The organism is Corynebacterium sp. MSK047, assembly GCF_030232285.1.
Classification (GTDB): Bacteria; Actinomycetota; Actinomycetes; order Mycobacteriales; family Mycobacteriaceae; genus Corynebacterium; species Corynebacterium jeikeium_D.
This window is the reverse complement of the sequence record NZ_JASPJI010000007.1, coordinates 36,148-52,081: the sequence shown is the minus strand read 5'-3', so window position 1 is coordinate 52,081 and position 15,934 is coordinate 36,148. Positions and strand designations below refer to the sequence as shown.

Below are 15,934 nucleotides of genomic sequence, written 5' to 3'. Positions count from 1 at the left end.
TTTTTCTCGTGAACGTGGCCTAGAAGGGTGGCATTCCGTCATCGCCCGGCAGGGAAGTGGAACCAAACATTGGAACCGACTCACTGGAGTTGTCCCCGGTGCTGGCGCTAGGTGTTCCTTCCGCAGTGTCTCCCGCTTCGGACGCGCCATCCTCTTCCGGATTCAGCCCGAGTGCGGTGAAGAGCTCCTTCTCAGTCCAGATCTGGATTTCCTGGCCTTCGGCCTGCAGCTGTCGAGCCCTCTTCTCCTTCGACGTCACCGAATCCCACGGACCGGCGACCAAAATGGTCGTTTTCTTCGTGACACCCTTATTGATATTCGCACCTGCAAAGGCAATCTTGTCCCACAGAAAGCCCTTGTCATACGGTGCAAAATCACCGGTCAGTGTCACCCGCTGCTGGTACAACAGGCCGCTTGGATCCGCGTCCGGATTCGGGTCTGGAATGGTGTCCGGTGTCTTGGCCGCATCCCATTTCGCATTGCGACGCGGCCGTCGTGACGGCGCGGAACTGCCGGACTGCGCACCAGCACCAGCACCAGTTCCCGCGTTGGTCCCGGCACCAGTGCTGGCGACACCAGCCGGGTCATAGCGCACCATCCGCACTCGTCCACTGCCAATCTGGCCCAAGCTCAGCGAGACCTTCTGGCTCAAATCAGCCACCGATGTTGCGCGCTGCTGCTCCATCAACCACAGCGCTACCTCAGCACATGCGACCGCATCGGCCGTCGCATCATGATGATTCTCCAGCGACGTCCCCGCGGCCTCCGCCAATGTCGGCAGCTTCAAGTTGGGCAGCCCCAACTGCATCTGCCGAGCCCACATATAAGTACACGCAAAATTCAACTTCGGTGCTGGAATGCCTTCCGCCCGGCACGCCCGCGACAGGGCTGTGAAATCAAACCGCGCATTGTGAGCAACTACGTCCAAATCCCCAACGACGTCAACAAACTTCGCCAGCTGCTCCGGAAATGACGGCTCACCGGCCACATCCGCCGCTGTGATGCCATGAATCGCGACATTGGCTTCATCAAAATACTCCAGCCCCTTTGGCGGACGGCACATCCAGGAATAACGATCCGTCACCTTCCCGCCACGCACGACCGCAACACCAAGCTGAATAATCGAGCCGGTGTCTTCGTTCGCTGTCTCTACATCGAACGCCGCAAACGGTGCGATGTCTGACACCGCAACCTCATCCCCAGTAGGAAGCGGTGCAAAAGGCACAGAGTGCTTTACGACGTCGCCCGCGCCCTCAACCACACTCACGCCTTCGGTGACCGCCGCGCGCTGTGCCACCCACGGCATCAACGTGGAAGTAAAAGCATCTGCTGAGTTGTAGAACTCAGGATTCTTGGCTATCTCCGCCACGAGGTCTGCCAGCAACTGCGCTGCTGCCTGACGATGAGGCATCACACGGGCCTTTGGTAAAGCTACCCCGAGGTCTACCGTGCCGGGGAAAAAGCGGTTGGCCGGAGTGTAGACACCGTTTTTACTTGCCGATGCGACCTCGGCAACGTCGGTAAGCGGGAGGGGCTTCGCGGGGGCGGTGCTGGCCGTGTTGATGGTGTGGGTAAGGCGGAGCCCATCTGCGGTAATAGTCACCGTGTCGCCTGTGAGCTCGAAGACGACGGCGGGCTCGGAGGATGGCGTGGTCGTAGTCATGCACTAGATGGTAGCGCCGATGGCGGATTGAGCCCCATAGAGGCTGTGGTACCTGCGGTTCTCGCCGAGTACACGTGGCTTCCGACAATGTGGAAATGCCCACAAAAATAGGAATATTTATGGAGCGTTCGGACAGTGGGGGTGTCTGTACCCCTGAAAACCACATGTTTTGGGGGGTTAAATGTCCGGATGCATTTTGAGCGGGCGCTCCTTATACTTTTCGACGAACGGCGGTAACTGGTCGTTCGAGCTTTCGAGCTCAAGCGAAGGGCAAAGCGGAAACAACGTATGCCAGTGAAGCGATGAAATAAGGAGTAAACATTTTGAGCACGCATCCTGTGCACCCTGGTTCTATCTTGAACGATAATTTCCTCGAGCCGCGACACCTCTCTATCTACCGACTGGCTCTTGCCATCGGCGTGCCAAGCTCAACTCTGGAGCGCTTTCGCACCGGCCGCACTGCGGTCACCACTGACCTCGCAAATCGACTGTCCGACTACTTTGACACCGAGCCGGAGTACTGGTTGAACTCTCAGGCGGAGTTCAATATGCGCGCATCTGCGTAAGAAGACTTCACGCCAGCTCGGCTCCCGCGGTGCTGTGTTGACCCAAACCCTGTTTTGAGTTGAACTCAGAGCCGAAAATCCCCTGTCAGTGGAAGAAAAGTCTTCCGCCGACAGGGGATTTTGTGTAGGAACCAACCCAGGCCCGGGCCCCTACACCCAACGCGGATGCGGCTAGTGCCGCTCGATCAGCACGATGGTAGAACGGGCTGGCACGCGGAGCTCGCCTTCTGGCTCAACGATGCGCTCGCGGGTCGGGCGACCCGTGATCTCTGTGGTGTCGATGATGACTTCCCAGCTGTGTGCGTATTCGGTGCCCGGAATTTGGAACATGATGTCCTCGTGGTGGGCGTTGAAGCACAGCAGGAAGGAGTCATCTTCAATCCTGTGACCTCGGCGATCAGGCTCAGTGATGGCATCGCCGTTGAGCCAGACCATCAACGACTTGCCGAAGTCGAAGTTCCAGTCATCGGTCGTCATGACACGACCCTCATAGGTCAGCCAGGCAATGTCACGATCGTCGGTTTCCGCACCGAGCGGGCCACCGCGCAGGAACCGGCGGCGTCGGAAGACTGGGTGCTCCGCACGCAGCTCAGTCAGGAACTGGGTGTATTCGACCAGTTCAGAGTTGGTACGCGTCTGATTCCAGTCGACCCAGGCCAAACGGTTGTCCTGGCAGTAGACGTTGTTGTTGCCCTTCTGGCCACGTCCCATTTCGTCACCGTGGCTAATCATCGGAGTGCCCTGGGACAGCAGGAGAGTGGTCAGGAAGTTACGACGCTGGCGGGCGCGCAGCGAAATGATGCGCTCGTCGTCGGTCGGGCCTTCCACACCGCAGTTCCACGAACGGTTGTGGGACTCGCCATCGCGGTTGTCCTCGCCGTTGGCCATATTGTGCTTCTCGTTGTAGCTGACCAAGTCGTTGAGGGTGAAACCGTCATGCGCGGTCACGAAGTTAATCGACGCAGTTGGGCGGCGGTCATTGTTTGCATACAGGTCCGAGGAGCCGGTGATACGTGAAGCGAACTCGCCGAGCGTGGATGGCTCACCGCGCCAGAAGTCGCGGATGGTGTCGCGGTACTTACCGTTCCATTCAGTCCACTGCGGTGGGAAGTTACCGACCTGGTAGCCACCTTCGCCGACATCCCACGGTTCTGCGATGAGCTTGACCTGGCTGACAATCGGATCCTGCTGCACCAAGTCAAAGAAGGCGGAGAGGCGATCCACATCGTGGAATTCTCGAGCCAGGGTGGATGCCAAATCGAAGCGGAAGCCGTCGACATGCATCTCGGAGACCCAGTAGCGCAGCGAATCCATAATCAGCTGCAGCGAGTGTGGGTGGCGCACATTCAGGGAGTTACCGGTGCCGGTGTAGTCCATGTAGTGCTGGCGATCGCCTTCGACCAGGCGGTAGTAGGCCTCGTTGTCGATGCCTCGGAAGCAGATGGTTGGGCCCATGTGGTTGCCCTCGGCGGTGTGGTTGTAGACCACGTCGAGGATGACCTCAATGCCGGCATCGTGAAATGCGCGCACCATGCCCTTGAACTCGCTGACTGCTCCGCCTGGCTTTTGGGAAGCCGAGTAGTCCTGGTGTGGTGCTAGGAAACCGAAGGTGTTGTAGCCCCAGTAGTTGCGCAGCCCCTTTTCGCGCAGGTGGTCGTCCTGGAGGAACTGGTGGACCGGCATCAGTTCGATAGCCGTGACACCAAGGTCCTTGAGGTAGTCAATAATTGCCGGATGCGCGAGACCGGCATAGGTACCACGTAGCTCCTCCGGGATATCCGGGTGAGTCATGGTCATACCCTTGACGTGGGCTTCGTAAATCACGGTCTCGTTGTACGGCGTGCGAGGTGCGCGGTCAGCGCCCCAGTCGAAGAATGGGTTGATGACCACGGAGGTCATGGTGTGTCCCAGGCTGTCCTCGGTGTTGCGCTTCGAGTGGTCATGAATGTCATAGTTGAACAGTGATGGGTGACCGTCGAATTCGCCGTCGAAAGCCTTGGCGTATGGGTCGACCAGCAGCTTGTTGGGGTCGCAACGCTTACCGTTGGCCGGATCGAATGGGCCGTGTACGCGGTAGGCGTAGCGCTGGCCCGGCATGATAGACGGGATGTAGCAGTGCCAGATATGCGCATCGACTTCTTCCAACTCAATGCGTGTTTCTTCGCCTTCGGCGCTAATCAGACAAAGCTCAACCTTTTCCGCAACGTCGGAAAAGAGTGCAAAGTTGGTGCCAGCGCCGTCGTAGGTAGATCCGAGCGGGTAAGGCTCACCCGGCCATACTTGATAATCGCCGACTGTATTTGCTTGGTTCATGTGACTACCTTAACTGTTTTGTAAAAAACATGAGCCGTTTTCGGTCCCGTGTGGGCGCGCCATCCGTCCCATCTGTCGAGCGCACTTCGCAAAAACGACCCCCAAGGAAAAATTCGAGTCGAACGGTTAAGAGCATAAACTTCGCGCGAAAATAAGTATTTAACCCTGCAAGTGGGCAATTTGACACTCTAAACGCACCTTGGTGGGGGCCGAATCCCCAATATTCGCGGTCACCAACGCGCGAAGATCCCCAAAGGCCTTTACTTTTGGAATTATGAGTCCACGAACCATTGGTGTAACGGAAGTAGCGTTCCGAGACGCTCATCAGAGCCTCATGGCAACGCGAATGGCTATGGAAGACATGGTCGATGTCTGTGAAGAAATGGACAAGGCCGGTTTTTGGAGTGTGGAGTGCTGGGGCGGCGCAACCTTTGACGCCTGCATCCGCTTCCTTAATGAAGACCCCTGGGAGCGCCTGCGGACATTCCGCAAGCTGATGCCGAACAGTCGCCTGCAGATGCTGTTGCGCGGTCAAAATCTCCTCGGTTACCGCCACTACGAGGACATGGTGGTTGACAAGTTCGTCGAAAAGTCTGCTGAAAACGGTATGGACGTATTCCGTGTTTTCGACGCGCTTAACGACCCACGCAATCTCGAGCACGCCATGCGCGCAGTTAAGAACGTCGACAAGCATGCGCAGGGCACGATCTGCTACACGACGTCTCCGCTTCACGACGTCGACGGGTACGTGAAGCTCGCTGGTCGTCTACTGGATATGGGGGCGGACTCCATTGCGTTGAAGGACATGGCAGCGCTGCTGAAACCTCAGCCGGCTTACGACATCATCCGCGGCATCAAGGAAACTTACGGCGAGGACACCCAGATTAACGTCCACTGTCACTCGACCACCGGTGTCACGATGGTGACTTTGATGAAGGCCATCGAAGCTGGGGCGGATGTCGTGGACACGGCAATTTCGTCGATGTCGCTGGGCCCGGGGCACAACCCGACCGAGTCGCTGGTGGAAATGTTGGAGGGAACCGACTACACCACCGACCTGAACATGGATAACCTGATCACCATTCGTGACCACTTCCGCAAGGTGCGTCCGAAGTACGCAGAGTTCGAGTCGAAAACCCTGGTCAATACCGATATTTTCATGTCGCAGATTCCTGGCGGCATGTTGTCGAACATGGAAAACCAGCTCAAGGCCCAGGGCGCGGGCGACCGCGTCGAAGAGGTCATGCGTGAAGTACCGATTGTCCGCAAGGACGCCGGTTACCCGCCGCTGGTGACTCCGAGCTCGCAGATCGTCGGCACGCAAGCTGTGTTTAACGTGCTGATGGGACGCTACAAGGTTATGACGGCTGAGTTCGCTGACCTCATGCTCGGCTACTACGGGCAGTGCCCGGGTGAGCGCAACCCAGAGCTGATTAAGCAGGCAGCGGAACAGACCAAGAAGGAAGAAATCACTGTTCGTCCGGCTGATCTCCTCGAGCCCGAGTGGGACGACCTGGTCAAGCAGGCCAAGGAGCTCGACGGTTACAACGGCACCGCCGAGGACGTCCTGACCAACGCACTGTTCCCATCCGTCGCACCGGGATTCTTCACCACGCGCGGCGAAGGGCCGAAGAACGTCGGTAAGACTGCCGAACAGCTCAAGCGCGAGGCGGAGCAGGCCTCTGGTGCTGCCAATGCCATTCGCGAGCCAATTCGCTACAAGGTCACCGTTGGCGGTCGCTCGCAGACCGTCCAGGTGGAACCCGCCTAGGAACATCGGGAGAAGAGATAGCAATGTCGCAAAGTTCAGCAAACCAGCCGAATTCGGCGGATGCCGTCGCGCCGGGCGTCGACGCCTCGATGGCGGAGCGCCTGGATTATTTGGATGCTCAGCGTCGCCGTGTTGAGGCCGGTGGCGGTGAAGCCCGCCAGGCCAAGCAGCACGAACGTGGGAAGATGACTGCCCGCGAGCGTATCGACAACTTCGTCGACGAGGGCACTTTCCGTGAAACCGGCATGTTCATGACTCACCGCACCACCGACTTCGGCATGGATACTGCCGACGCGCCTGCCGACGGTGTGGTCACCGGCACTGCTGCGGTTCTCGGCCGGGCAGTGCATGTGGCCTCCCAGGATTTCACGGTCATGGGTGGCTCCGCTGGTGAAACGCAGTCCCGCAAGGTTGCGGCCACCATGCGCGCTGCTGCCGACAACGGCACTCCGTTCGTTTTCATCAACGACTCCGGTGGCGCTCGCATTCAAGAGGGAATTGACTCTCTGTCGGGCTATGGCCAGGTCTTCTACAACAACGTGTGGCTATCCGGTCTGGTGCCGCAGATTTCCATCATTGCAGGCCCATGTGCTGGTGGCGCTGCCTACTCGCCAGCGCTGACCGACTTCATTATTCAGACTCGCAAGGCACAGATGTTCATCACCGGCCCGGGCGTTATTAAGTCGGTGACCGGCGAGGAAGTCACCTCCGAGCAGCTCGGTGGCGCTGATGCGCACATGGCCAAGGCCGGCAATATTGACTTCGTTGCCGACGATGACGAGCAGGCCATCCTGATTGCGCAGAAGCTCTTAAGCTTCCTGCCACAGAACAACACGGAAGAGCCACCAATCGTGGATCCGGTATTCGACGCCGAGCCGGATCCAGAGCTCCGCGACATCGTCCCCGTCGATGGCAAGAAGGGCTACGACGTCCGCGAGGTCATAATCCGTATCGCCGACAATGGCGACTTCCTCGAGTGCCAGGCGGGTTTTGCCACCAACCTAGTCGTTGGTTTTGGTCGAGTTTTGGGGCGTACCGTGGGCTTTGTCGCCAACCAACCGAACGTGATGTCCGGTGTGCTGGACATCAATTCCTCGGACAAGGGCGCAAAGTTCATCCGCTTCTGCAATGCCTTTAACATCCCGCTGGTCACCCTGGTTGACGTTCCTGGCTTCATGCCGGGCGTCACCCAGGAGCATGGCGGCATCATCCGCCACGGCGCAAAGATGCTCTACGCATACTCCGCAGCGTCTGTGCCCAAGGTGACCGTCGTCATGCGTAAGGCCTACGGAGGTGCGTACCTGGCGATGTGCTCGAAGGACCTCGGCGCGGACTACGTATTCGCATGGCCGACCGCGGAAATTGCGGTGATGGGCGCAGAGGGTGCGGTCAACGTGGTCTTCCGAAAGGAAATTGCCGCAGCGGGCGACGAGGAAGAGCAGGCGCGCGTGCGCGACGAGCGTATCGCCGAATACAAGACACGCTTCTCGACGCCGTATGTCGCCGCCTCGCGCGGACTGGTCGACGACGTGATTGACCCGGCGGAAACCCGCCTGCGTGTGGCTGACGCACTGTCGGTTCTGCGTAACAAGCGCGAGGTTCGCCCGGCCAAGAAGCACGGATTGGGGCCACAGTAATGTCTGACGGCATCGGTGAGATTAAGGAGCTGCGAGCGCTCGTCGCTGAACTGAACGACCGGTTGGATGCGACCTCGACAAGCTTGCAGAAAGCCACGGCACGCCTGAATCAGGCAGAAAGCGAGTTGGCTGAACTGCGCAAACGCGTGGACGCAGATATCCCCGAGGATACTGTCATCGCTATTTCGGCAGCAGTGTCTGCGTACCTGGGCAATCGCGGCAAGGTGAAGGCAATTCGATACAACCGCCATAAGACGTGGGCTGCGCAGGGACGCCAGATCCAGCAGCAGCGCAACCTGCGTTAGTTGGAAATTTTCGATACCCGACTTAATTGAGTCTGACTCATTGACTTTTGCTACGTGAGGATTGTTGAGCCATGAAATTGAAAGTGACTGTCGGCGGCATTGCCTACGATGTCGACGTTGAAGTAGTTGAGGAGCCCAAGCGTCTTTCGCCCATCGTGTTGGGTGGATCGTCGAGCGCTTCCGTTGAGCCGGCCACCGCTAGTGTCTCGGGTGTCTCCGCCAATTCGGTGGTGGCGCCACTGGCAGGTTCGGTCAGCAAGATTTTGGTCGAGGAAGGCCAGAAGATTGAGGCTGGGGAGGTGCTGCTCATTCTCGAGGCAATGAAGATGGAAACCGAGATTACGGCCCCGGCTGCAGGCACCGTCGGCTCTATTCATGTCGAAGTCGGCGACGCAGTGCAGGGCGGCCAGGGACTCGTCTCGATTGATTAGCCGCATTAGCCGGGGTGTAAAGATTTTGGGGTGAAGTCTTTCTAGCCCCGGTTGCTGGAAATACTTAAGGTTGCCTTAATATTTTCCTTATGAATGCCGTTCTTCTCGCCGTTTTGGTGATGCTAATCCTGGCGGTCTGCCGGGTACACGTTGTGCTAGCGCTGTTTATTGGCGCCTTAGTCGGTGGTCTTTCCGCCGGTATGGGGCTCGATGCCACAATGGTTGCCTTCCAGGAAGGCCTCTCTGGTGGTGCGAAGATTGCCCTGAGCTATGCCATGCTGGGTGCCTTTGCCATGGCAGTGGCATCCTCTGGGTTGCCCAAATTGCTGGCCGATTGGCTGATTGCCAAGATCGGTACGGAGGATGAAGGCGCTAAATCTAAGGCAGAGGCATGGACCAAGTGGGGTATGGTCGCCGGCATTTTGGCCATGGCGATTATGTCGCAGAACCTCATCCCAGTTCACATTGCGTTTATCCCGCTGATTATTCCGCCGCTGTTGCCGGTATTTAACCGCCTCAACATCGACCGTCGAATGATTACCAGTGTGATGACCTTCGGTTTGGTCACCACCTACATGTGGGTTCCGGTCGGATTCGGTTCTATCTTCCTGAACGACATCCTGCTGGGGAACATCGAGAATGCTGGCCTTGATGTTTCCAATATCAACATCATGATGACGATGGGCATCCCGGCTCTCGGCATGCTGGCCGGTCTGGCCATTGCCGTATTTTTCTCCTACCGGAAGCCACGGCATTACGAAGATCGGCCGATTGCCCAGTCCTCACACGCAGAAACCCAGTCTGACGAACCGGTGTCGAAGTACCGAGTTATCGTCGCTCTCGTTGCAATCGTGGTGACTTTCGTCGTCCAGATTGTGATGAATTCTATGGAGACCGATGCCGATCCGTTGCTGATTGGTGCACTCACTGGTCTGGCAATCTTCATGCTCACCGGCGCCGTGCGCTGGCGTGAGGCGGACGACGTGTTCACCGCCGGTATGAAGATGATGGCCCTGATTGGTTTCATCATGATTTCTGCACAGGGCTTCGCCTCGGTGATGTCGGAGTCCGGCCAAATCGAGCCGCTGGTGACCGCTACTGCAGAGCTGTTTGCGGGCAACAAGCCTGCCGCTGCATTCGCCATGCTGGTCGTTGGTCTGGTGGTCACGATGGGTATTGGTTCGTCCTTCTCGACGCTGCCGATTATCGCCATCATCTATGTGCCGTTGTGTGTATCGCTGGGCTTCTCGCCGATGGCTACCGTCGCCATCATTGGTACTGCAGGTGCTCTGGGCGATGCTGGTTCGCCGGCATCGGACTCGACGCTCGGCCCGACGATGGGTCTCAATGCCGACGGGCAGCACGACCACATTCGCGATTCGGTTATTCCGACCTTCCTGCACTTCAACCTGCCGCTGCTGGCAGCTGGTTGGGTAGCAGCTCTGGTGCTCTAGCGCCGGGGCGTGACCGTGAGCGTGATTGTTTCAGCGGGGCTTAGTGACCTGCAATTCCCTTAGTCCCCGCAACCCCCGCAATTCCGGCGATAAAGAGCTCGGTTCCCAGTGCAATGCGCTGGCGGCCGAGCTCTTTTGTCTGTGTAGCCGTATCTTCAGGGGAAGTCGCGACCTCAGCGTCCTTACCGGCGGTGTTCTCGCCACTGGCATCACCATTGTCGGAAACGCCCTTGGCGCCATTTAGATTAAGCGCGATGGCTGTCTGCTGGTCGACTGTCGCACCGAGAATGAAGTACACGAGGACAGACGCGGTATCACCCGCTAATGGGGTGCTGATGGAGGTTTCGGATGCATTCTCCAGGACGTCGGCAAGCAGTTGTTCGGGGCGAATCGTGGCGGTGCCCGTAGCGAGCGCGGCCGAGACGACCTCGGCGCCATCCCGATGAGCGGTGAGGCAGGAGTAGAGCAGCTCGGCGACGGCTTCGATGTCGGCACGCCAATCGCCTGTGGCGGAAAACTCTGTGCAGGGAGCCAAGATGCGGTCAGCGACGGCGCCCAGCAGTGCCTGCTTGGAAGGGTAGTGCCAGTACATTGCGCCAGCGGCGGTACCCAAGTGGCGAGTCAGGCGGCGGATTGTGAGATCGCCGAGTCCGTACTCGTTGAGAATGGTGAGAGCTGCGTCGACAATGATGTCCTTGGTCAATTGCACACTGCCTACCGTAGACGAAAGAAGAATCATCTGGAAGATGTCTCAAGGCTGAAATGGGGAGCGTAAATCCGCGACACGACGGGAATTGAACCCTGTTCGACATTCTGTAGCTGCGGTATTAAGTTTGATAACTGAACAACTTCTGAAACGGTGTTCAAGTTTTATCCCCAGCCTCAAGGAGCATCACCCCCATGACTCAACAGCAGCAGGACATTTTGGAACTCGCCCGAGAAAAGGTGCTCGGCCGCGGTGAGGGGCTGAACTATGAGGAGACCCTGGCAGTTCTGAACCTCGATGACGACAGCATCGAGGATCTGCTGGCACTGGCGCATGAGGTGCGCTTGAAGTGGTGCGGCGAAGAGGTCGAGGTTGAAGGCATTATCTCGCTGAAGACTGGCGGCTGCCCAGAGGACTGCCACTTCTGTTCGCAGTCGGGTCTGTTCGAGTCCCCGGTGCGTTCGGCATGGCTGGATATCCCGGCACTGGTGGACGCCGCAAAGCAGACTGCAAAGTCGGGTGCGACTGAGTTCTGCATCGTTGCTGCAGTAAAGGGGCCGGACGAGCGACTGCTCAGCCAGATGGAACAGGCCGTCGCCGCCATTCAGGCAGAGGTTGACATTAATGTGGCCGCCTCTATGGGCATTCTGACGCAGGAGCAGGTGGATCGCCTGGCCAAGGCTGGTATTCACCGCTACAACCACAACCTTGAGACCGCTAAGAGCTACTTCCCGCAGGTCGTGACCACCCACACTTGGGAAGAGCGCCATGACACCCTGCGCATGGTCGGCGAAGCCGGTATGGAGGTCTGCTGTGGCGGCATCCTGGGTATGGGAGAGACCCTTGAGCAGCGTGCCGAGTTCGCTCAGGACCTGGCGGAGCTCAACCCGACCGAGGTGCCGATGAACTTCCTCGACCCGCGTCCGGGCACTCCGTTCGCCGGTCGCGAGCCGATGCCAGCCAAGGACGCACTGCGCGCCATCGGTGCCTTCCGTCTGGCCCTGCCGAAGACCATCCTGCGTTTTGCTGGTGGTCGTGAGCTCACCCTGGGCGACCTGGGCGCAGAAAAGGGGCTGCTCGGCGGTATCAACGCTGTCATTGTCGGTAATTACCTGACCACGCTGGGCCGTCCGGCGGAGCAGGATCTGGACATGCTTGGCAAGGTACGACTTCCAATTAAGGCCCTCAATGCAACTGTCTAAGCCTCGGACATCTAGCCCGCGTGCGACGCGGGGTAAGAAAGTCGACTCCACGGAGCTGCTCCAGGCCATGGTGCTGGGGGACGATCCCAAGTTCGATCCTTTTACCGGCGCCGACCTCGAAGCTGGTGAAGTGCGCGAACGCTCCTATGGTGCAAAAGCTGGACTGGAGGCGCCTCGATTCTGTCAGCTCTGTGGGCGCCGGATGGTGGTGCAGGTGCGTCCGGACGGCTGGACTGCAAAGTGCTCGCGCCACGGCGAAGTGGACTCCGTTATGTTGGAGCAGCGATAAAAGGCGCTGGTTGTGCTAGTGCGCCATTCGGGCACGCTAGTACTGGATGTGCGCCGTGAGGTAAGTTAGTCAACTATGACCATGAAAAATACCCGAGTCCCGCACGTTGAAAAGCAGAGCGTGGCAATGGCCTCGGGTATTGTTCTCTTCTCCGTTGTAACGGGAACGATAGCGGGAGTGGCCTGGGCATTCCTGCGCCCCAAGCAGCAGGTGCAAATGCTCCCAGATAACCAACTGGCGATTATTCAGGAAACCGTTGACGCTGGTTTTATCGGGCTGCTCTGGTTTGTTGCTGTCACTGCCATCAGCGGCCTGGTGCTGGGAATTACTACCTTCCGAAACCGTGCCATCACGACTCCTGTGCAGATGCTCACGGCAATTGGATGGGCAGGTTTCTCCGCGTTGATGAGCGCAGCAGTGACGTACCTCGTCGGTCAGTCGGTTGCGGCATTGCTCCAGCCGGATCTGGCGGGAATGCAGCCGGGCGATAAGTTCTCGGTGATTCCAGACTTCAAAACCTATGTAGCACTGCTGGTCGCGCCACTGGTTGCCATGCTCGCACTGTGGTCCCGGGTGCTGTTCCAAACGGACTTCACGGAAGGCAACGAGAGCGCTGCAGACAATGTTACGGACGCAGATTCGGTCACTAAGTGAGACGGAGAGGTTCGGCGTGGGGGCCGTCGTAAAGCACTAATTCCTACTGAACAGGGGTAGTTATTGGGAAATAGGCTTATACAAGCCTTACAATTTTGGGAAATAGGTTCGTCCTCGATGTCAGTATTCGCCCCGATTTAGGGGCTTTTTCGATATTGTGTGGCGAGCTTAGGTCTCTTGCACTTGCCCGTTTGAGTCCGCTGCGAATGCCTCCGGGGACCGTTGCCGGTAACGGTGACGGCGTTTTCTCCGGTCGTAGCCACAGCCCATTGAAGTAAGGACGTAGTTTTCCGTGAATACCAGCCTTGCGGCCAATGCTTCCAGCCTGCCGCGCCTTGAATCGGATCTGTACGAATCGGTAGTCGATAAAGATGGCCGCTACGGTGGCGTAATTGCAGATGAGCGCTGGGCCCAGGAGATTAAGCGCCTCGCCCGCGAACGCAATGCCGTAATTCTTGCGCACAACTACCAGCTGCCGGAGATTCAGGATATTGCCGATTACACAGGCGACTCCCTCGGACTTTCCCGCATCGCTGCGGAAACCGATGCTGACGTCATCGTCTTCTGTGGTGTCCACTTCATGGCGGAAACCGCCAAAATTCTGAGCCCAGAGAAGACCGTCCTTATTCCGGACGAGCGCGCCGGCTGCTCCCTGGCGGACTCCATCACCGCAGACGAACTGGCCGAGTGGAAGGCAGAGAATCCCGGCGCACTGGTAGTCAGCTACGTCAACACCACGGCAGACGTAAAGGCTCTGACCGACATCTGCTGTACTTCCTCCAACGCCGTCGACGTGGTCAAGTCCATCCCGGAAGACCAGGAGATCCTGTTCAACCCGGATCAGTTCCTCGGCGCACACGTCCGCCGTGAGACCGGCCGCGACAACATCAAGGTATGGGCTGGTGAGTGCCACGTCCACGCCAACATCAACGGTGAGGAACTCGCGTACCGCGCGGAGGAGAACGCCGATTCGCAGCTGTTCATTCACCCGGAGTGCGGTTGCGCGAACTCTGCGATTTACCTCGCAGGTGAAGGCACCATCGAGCCCGAGCGCGTGCAGATGCTCTCCACCGGCGAGATGCTGACCGAGGCGCAGAAGCTGAAGGAGAACAAGCCCAACGGCAAGGTGCTCGTGGCCACTGAGGTGGGCATGCTCCACCAGCTGCGCAAGGCCGCGCCGGATGTCGACTTTGAGCCGGTCAACGACCGCGCTTCCTGCTCGTACATGAAGCTCATCACTCCGGCGGCTCTGCTGCGCTGCCTCGTCGAAGGCACCGACGAAGTCGATGTCGAGCCGGATGTCGCCGACAAGGCGCGCGCTTCGGTCGAGCGCATGATCGCCATCGGTAATCCAGGCGGAGGCGAGTAACACGTTTGGTCTGCGCCCATCATTCGACAGTTGGACACTGACGTGTGACTTCCTCGTCATCGGCGGGGGAGTCGCAGGGCTCAGTGCTGCGCGTCGGGCTCTTGAGCTCGGCCTCGACGTGCTGGTTATCGACAGCGTCGAGTGGCGCGTCGGTGCCCGCAAACAGCTGCGTTTCGCCGATGCTGCCACGAATCTCGCCCAGGGCGGGCTCGCGGTCGTCGGGCTTGACGACGACCCCAGCGGCCATGTGGCCAACGGGTTCGACGACACCATTGATTCCCACATCGCGGATACTCTCGATGCCGGTGCCGGCCACTGCGATGAAGGGGCCGTGGCTTCTATCATCCGTGCTGGCGCTGCGGCGACCGAGTGGCTGATTGGGCTAGGCGCCACATTCGACCCGGCACCGGATAACCCGGCCGTACATTCCCGTACCAAAGAGGGCGGACACCACGCGCGGCGCATCATGCATGCCGGTGGTGACGCCACTGGTGCTGAAATTGAGCGCGCCCTAGAAGCCTCAGTTACCGGCGTGCGAGTACTGCAAAACGCTACAGCTCGCCAGCTCATCGTTGGCAATGACGGCCGCGTGCTGGGGGCGCTGGTAGCGGATCCCCGTGGTGGCGGCGCTATTCGCGCTAGCGCAACTCTGCTGGCTACCGGCGGCGTGGGCCATATTTACCGCGCGACCACGGCTCCCTCGGGCGCCCGCGGTGAGGCTATCGGCATGGCCTCCGATGCTGGCGCAGAGATTCGGGACATGGAGTTTATCCAGTTCCACCCGACGGTGCTCTATGACGAGCGCTCGGCATCAGATGGCACCGGCCGACGCCATCTCATCAGCGAGGCTGTCCGTGGTGAAGGAGCCTTTCTCGTCGATTCCCGGGGAAACAGCGTGACCGCCGGCGTTGACCCTCGCGGGGACCTGGCTCCGCGTGATATCGTCTCGCGCGCCATCGCGACCCGCATGCGCGAGCTCGGCGAGGACCACGTCTTCCTCGACGCACGTCACATCGACAACTTCGCCGCCCGCTTTCCGACGATCACAGCGGGCCTGACCGCAGCGGAGATTGATCCGACCAAGGACCTCATTCCCGTGGCCCCGGCGGTCCACTACACCTGTGGTGGCATTGCCGTCGACCCATTCGGTGCAACTAGCGTGCCGGGTCTCTTTGCGGCCGGCGAATGCTCCGCGACGGGACTTCACGGTGCCAACAGGTTGGCCTCCAATTCGTTGCTGGAGGGACTGGTCGTCGGCAAGCGGGTGGCCGAAAAAGTCGCTGAAACACACGCTGTGCCGGTCGGGGACGAGGAATTCGCAGCGGCGGTTGAAGGCCTGCCACAGCCACGGCCAGAACTGGAACCGCGCCAGCTTTTCCGGTTGCAGACGGCGATGCAGGAAGGCGCTGGTGTAACGCGTAATGAGCAGAGTTTGCGGCAGGCGTTGGCGGTTATCGATCGGCTCCCGCAATCGGTTCAGGTCGTGGCCGCAAGGAAAGTCGTCGAAGCAGCATTGGCACGACCATATACTTTGGGGTGCCACACTTGGTTTGAAAAGGACGGGGATTAGCCAA

At 59.0% G+C, this 15,934-nt stretch carries 14 protein-coding genes; 11 read left to right on the top strand and 3 right to left on the bottom strand.

Annotation, left to right across the window (positions count from 1 at the left end; translation table 11 throughout):
* Window positions 1-19: 19 nt before the first annotated feature.
* Window positions 20-1,663 carry an exonuclease domain-containing protein gene (locus QP981_RS04150; protein WP_070595599.1) on the bottom strand — a complete coding sequence of 548 codons (1,644 nt, stop codon included), beginning with the start codon at window positions 1,661-1,663 and terminating at the stop codon, window positions 20-22.
* A 323-nt stretch (window positions 1,664-1,986) separates the two neighbouring features.
* Between QP981_RS04150 and QP981_RS04145 the strand changes: the two genes are divergently transcribed.
* Window positions 1,987-2,229: a HigA family addiction module antitoxin gene (locus QP981_RS04145; protein ID WP_005510305.1), complete on the top strand. Its 243-nt coding sequence runs from the start codon at window positions 1,987-1,989 to the stop codon at window positions 2,227-2,229.
* A gap of 171 nt (window positions 2,230-2,400) precedes the next feature.
* Here QP981_RS04145 and glgX read toward each other — a convergent pair whose 3' ends face one another.
* Window positions 2,401-4,542, bottom strand: a complete 2,142-nt coding sequence (glgX, locus tag QP981_RS04140) for a glycogen debranching protein GlgX (RefSeq protein ID WP_049193987.1) — start codon at window positions 4,540-4,542, stop codon at window positions 2,401-2,403.
* Window positions 4,543-4,816: 274 nt separating this feature from the next.
* Between glgX and QP981_RS04135 the strand changes: the two genes are divergently transcribed.
* From QP981_RS04135 to QP981_RS04115, 5 genes are all read left to right on the top strand, one after another.
* Window positions 4,817-6,313, top strand: coding sequence for a methylmalonyl-CoA carboxytransferase subunit 5S (locus QP981_RS04135; protein WP_049170291.1), 1,497 nt, complete (start codon window positions 4,817-4,819; stop codon window positions 6,311-6,313).
* Between the two features lie 23 nt (window positions 6,314-6,336).
* A complete protein-coding gene (locus tag QP981_RS04130; protein ID WP_049193986.1) occupies window positions 6,337-7,950 on the top strand; it encodes an acyl-CoA carboxylase subunit beta in 1,614 nt (537 codons plus the stop codon).
* A complete protein-coding gene (locus QP981_RS04125) occupies window positions 7,950-8,255 on the top strand; it encodes a hypothetical protein (protein ID WP_176719111.1) in 306 nt (101 codons plus the stop codon). Before QP981_RS04130 ends, QP981_RS04125 begins: the two co-directional genes overlap by 1 nt.
* A 71-nt stretch (window positions 8,256-8,326) precedes the next feature.
* The gene (locus QP981_RS04120) at window positions 8,327-8,686 is read left to right on the top strand and encodes a biotin/lipoyl-containing protein (protein WP_016422964.1); all 360 of its coding nucleotides are present in this window, start codon (window positions 8,327-8,329) and stop codon (window positions 8,684-8,686) included.
* A gap of 89 nt (window positions 8,687-8,775) precedes the next feature.
* Window positions 8,776-10,140 carry a Na+/H+ antiporter family protein gene (locus QP981_RS04115; RefSeq protein WP_016422963.1) on the top strand — a complete coding sequence of 455 codons (1,365 nt, stop codon included), beginning with the start codon at window positions 8,776-8,778 and terminating at the stop codon, window positions 10,138-10,140.
* 40 nt (window positions 10,141-10,180) lie between these two features.
* Here the strand turns inward: QP981_RS04115 and QP981_RS04110 are convergent, their stop codons facing one another.
* The gene (locus QP981_RS04110) at window positions 10,181-10,849 is read right to left on the bottom strand and encodes a TetR family transcriptional regulator (RefSeq protein WP_284857484.1); all 669 of its coding nucleotides are present in this window, start codon (window positions 10,847-10,849) and stop codon (window positions 10,181-10,183) included.
* Between the two features lie 191 nt (window positions 10,850-11,040).
* Between QP981_RS04110 and bioB the strand changes: the two genes are divergently transcribed.
* The 5 genes from bioB (at window position 11,041) to nadB (ending at window position 15,930) form a co-directional block, all read left to right on the top strand.
* On the top strand, window positions 11,041-12,048 hold the full coding sequence (bioB, locus tag QP981_RS04105) for a biotin synthase BioB (protein WP_016422961.1): 1,008 nt from the start codon (window positions 11,041-11,043) through the stop codon (window positions 12,046-12,048).
* Complete coding sequence (bsaP, locus tag QP981_RS04100) at window positions 12,035-12,337, top strand: biotin synthase auxiliary protein BsaP (protein WP_048734678.1); 303 nt, start codon at window positions 12,035-12,037, stop codon at window positions 12,335-12,337. The genes bioB and bsaP overlap by 14 nt, the downstream gene beginning before the upstream one ends.
* Before the next feature lie 75 nt (window positions 12,338-12,412).
* The gene (locus tag QP981_RS04095) at window positions 12,413-12,991 is read left to right on the top strand and encodes a hypothetical protein (RefSeq protein ID WP_284857485.1); all 579 of its coding nucleotides are present in this window, start codon (window positions 12,413-12,415) and stop codon (window positions 12,989-12,991) included.
* A 292-nt stretch (window positions 12,992-13,283) separates the two neighbouring features.
* The gene (gene nadA / locus QP981_RS04090; RefSeq protein ID WP_410193892.1) at window positions 13,284-14,360 is read left to right on the top strand and encodes a quinolinate synthase NadA; all 1,077 of its coding nucleotides are present in this window, start codon (window positions 13,284-13,286) and stop codon (window positions 14,358-14,360) included.
* Entirely contained in the window at window positions 14,341-15,930 is a 1,590-nt protein-coding gene (gene nadB, locus QP981_RS04085) for an L-aspartate oxidase (protein WP_350309522.1), read from the top strand. The genes nadA and nadB overlap by 20 nt, the downstream gene beginning before the upstream one ends.
* Window positions 15,931-15,934 lie beyond the last annotated feature (4 nt).

What these genes read in the sequence shown, in the direction of transcription:
- QP981_RS04115 (WP_016422963.1), top strand. Translation starts at nt 8,776, where the DNA reads ATGAATGCCGTTCTTCTCGCCGTTTTGGTGATGCTAATCCTGGCGGTC.
- glgX (WP_049193987.1), bottom strand. Translation starts at nt 4,542, where the DNA reads ATGAACCAAGCAAATACAGTCGGCGATTATCAAGTATGGCCGGGTGAG.
- QP981_RS04130 (WP_049193986.1), top strand. Translation starts at nt 6,337, where the DNA reads ATGTCGCAAAGTTCAGCAAACCAGCCGAATTCGGCGGATGCCGTCGCG.
- QP981_RS04125 (WP_176719111.1), top strand. Translation starts at nt 7,950, where the DNA reads ATGTCTGACGGCATCGGTGAGATTAAGGAGCTGCGAGCGCTCGTCGCT.
- QP981_RS04150 (WP_070595599.1), bottom strand. Translation starts at nt 1,663, where the DNA reads ATGACTACGACCACGCCATCCTCCGAGCCCGCCGTCGTCTTCGAGCTC.
- bsaP (WP_048734678.1), top strand. Translation starts at nt 12,035, where the DNA reads ATGCAACTGTCTAAGCCTCGGACATCTAGCCCGCGTGCGACGCGGGGT.
- QP981_RS04135 (WP_049170291.1), top strand. Translation starts at nt 4,817, where the DNA reads ATGAGTCCACGAACCATTGGTGTAACGGAAGTAGCGTTCCGAGACGCT.
- QP981_RS04120 (WP_016422964.1), top strand. Translation starts at nt 8,327, where the DNA reads ATGAAATTGAAAGTGACTGTCGGCGGCATTGCCTACGATGTCGACGTT.
- bioB (WP_016422961.1), top strand. Translation starts at nt 11,041, where the DNA reads ATGACTCAACAGCAGCAGGACATTTTGGAACTCGCCCGAGAAAAGGTG.
- QP981_RS04095 (WP_284857485.1), top strand. Translation starts at nt 12,413, where the DNA reads ATGACCATGAAAAATACCCGAGTCCCGCACGTTGAAAAGCAGAGCGTG.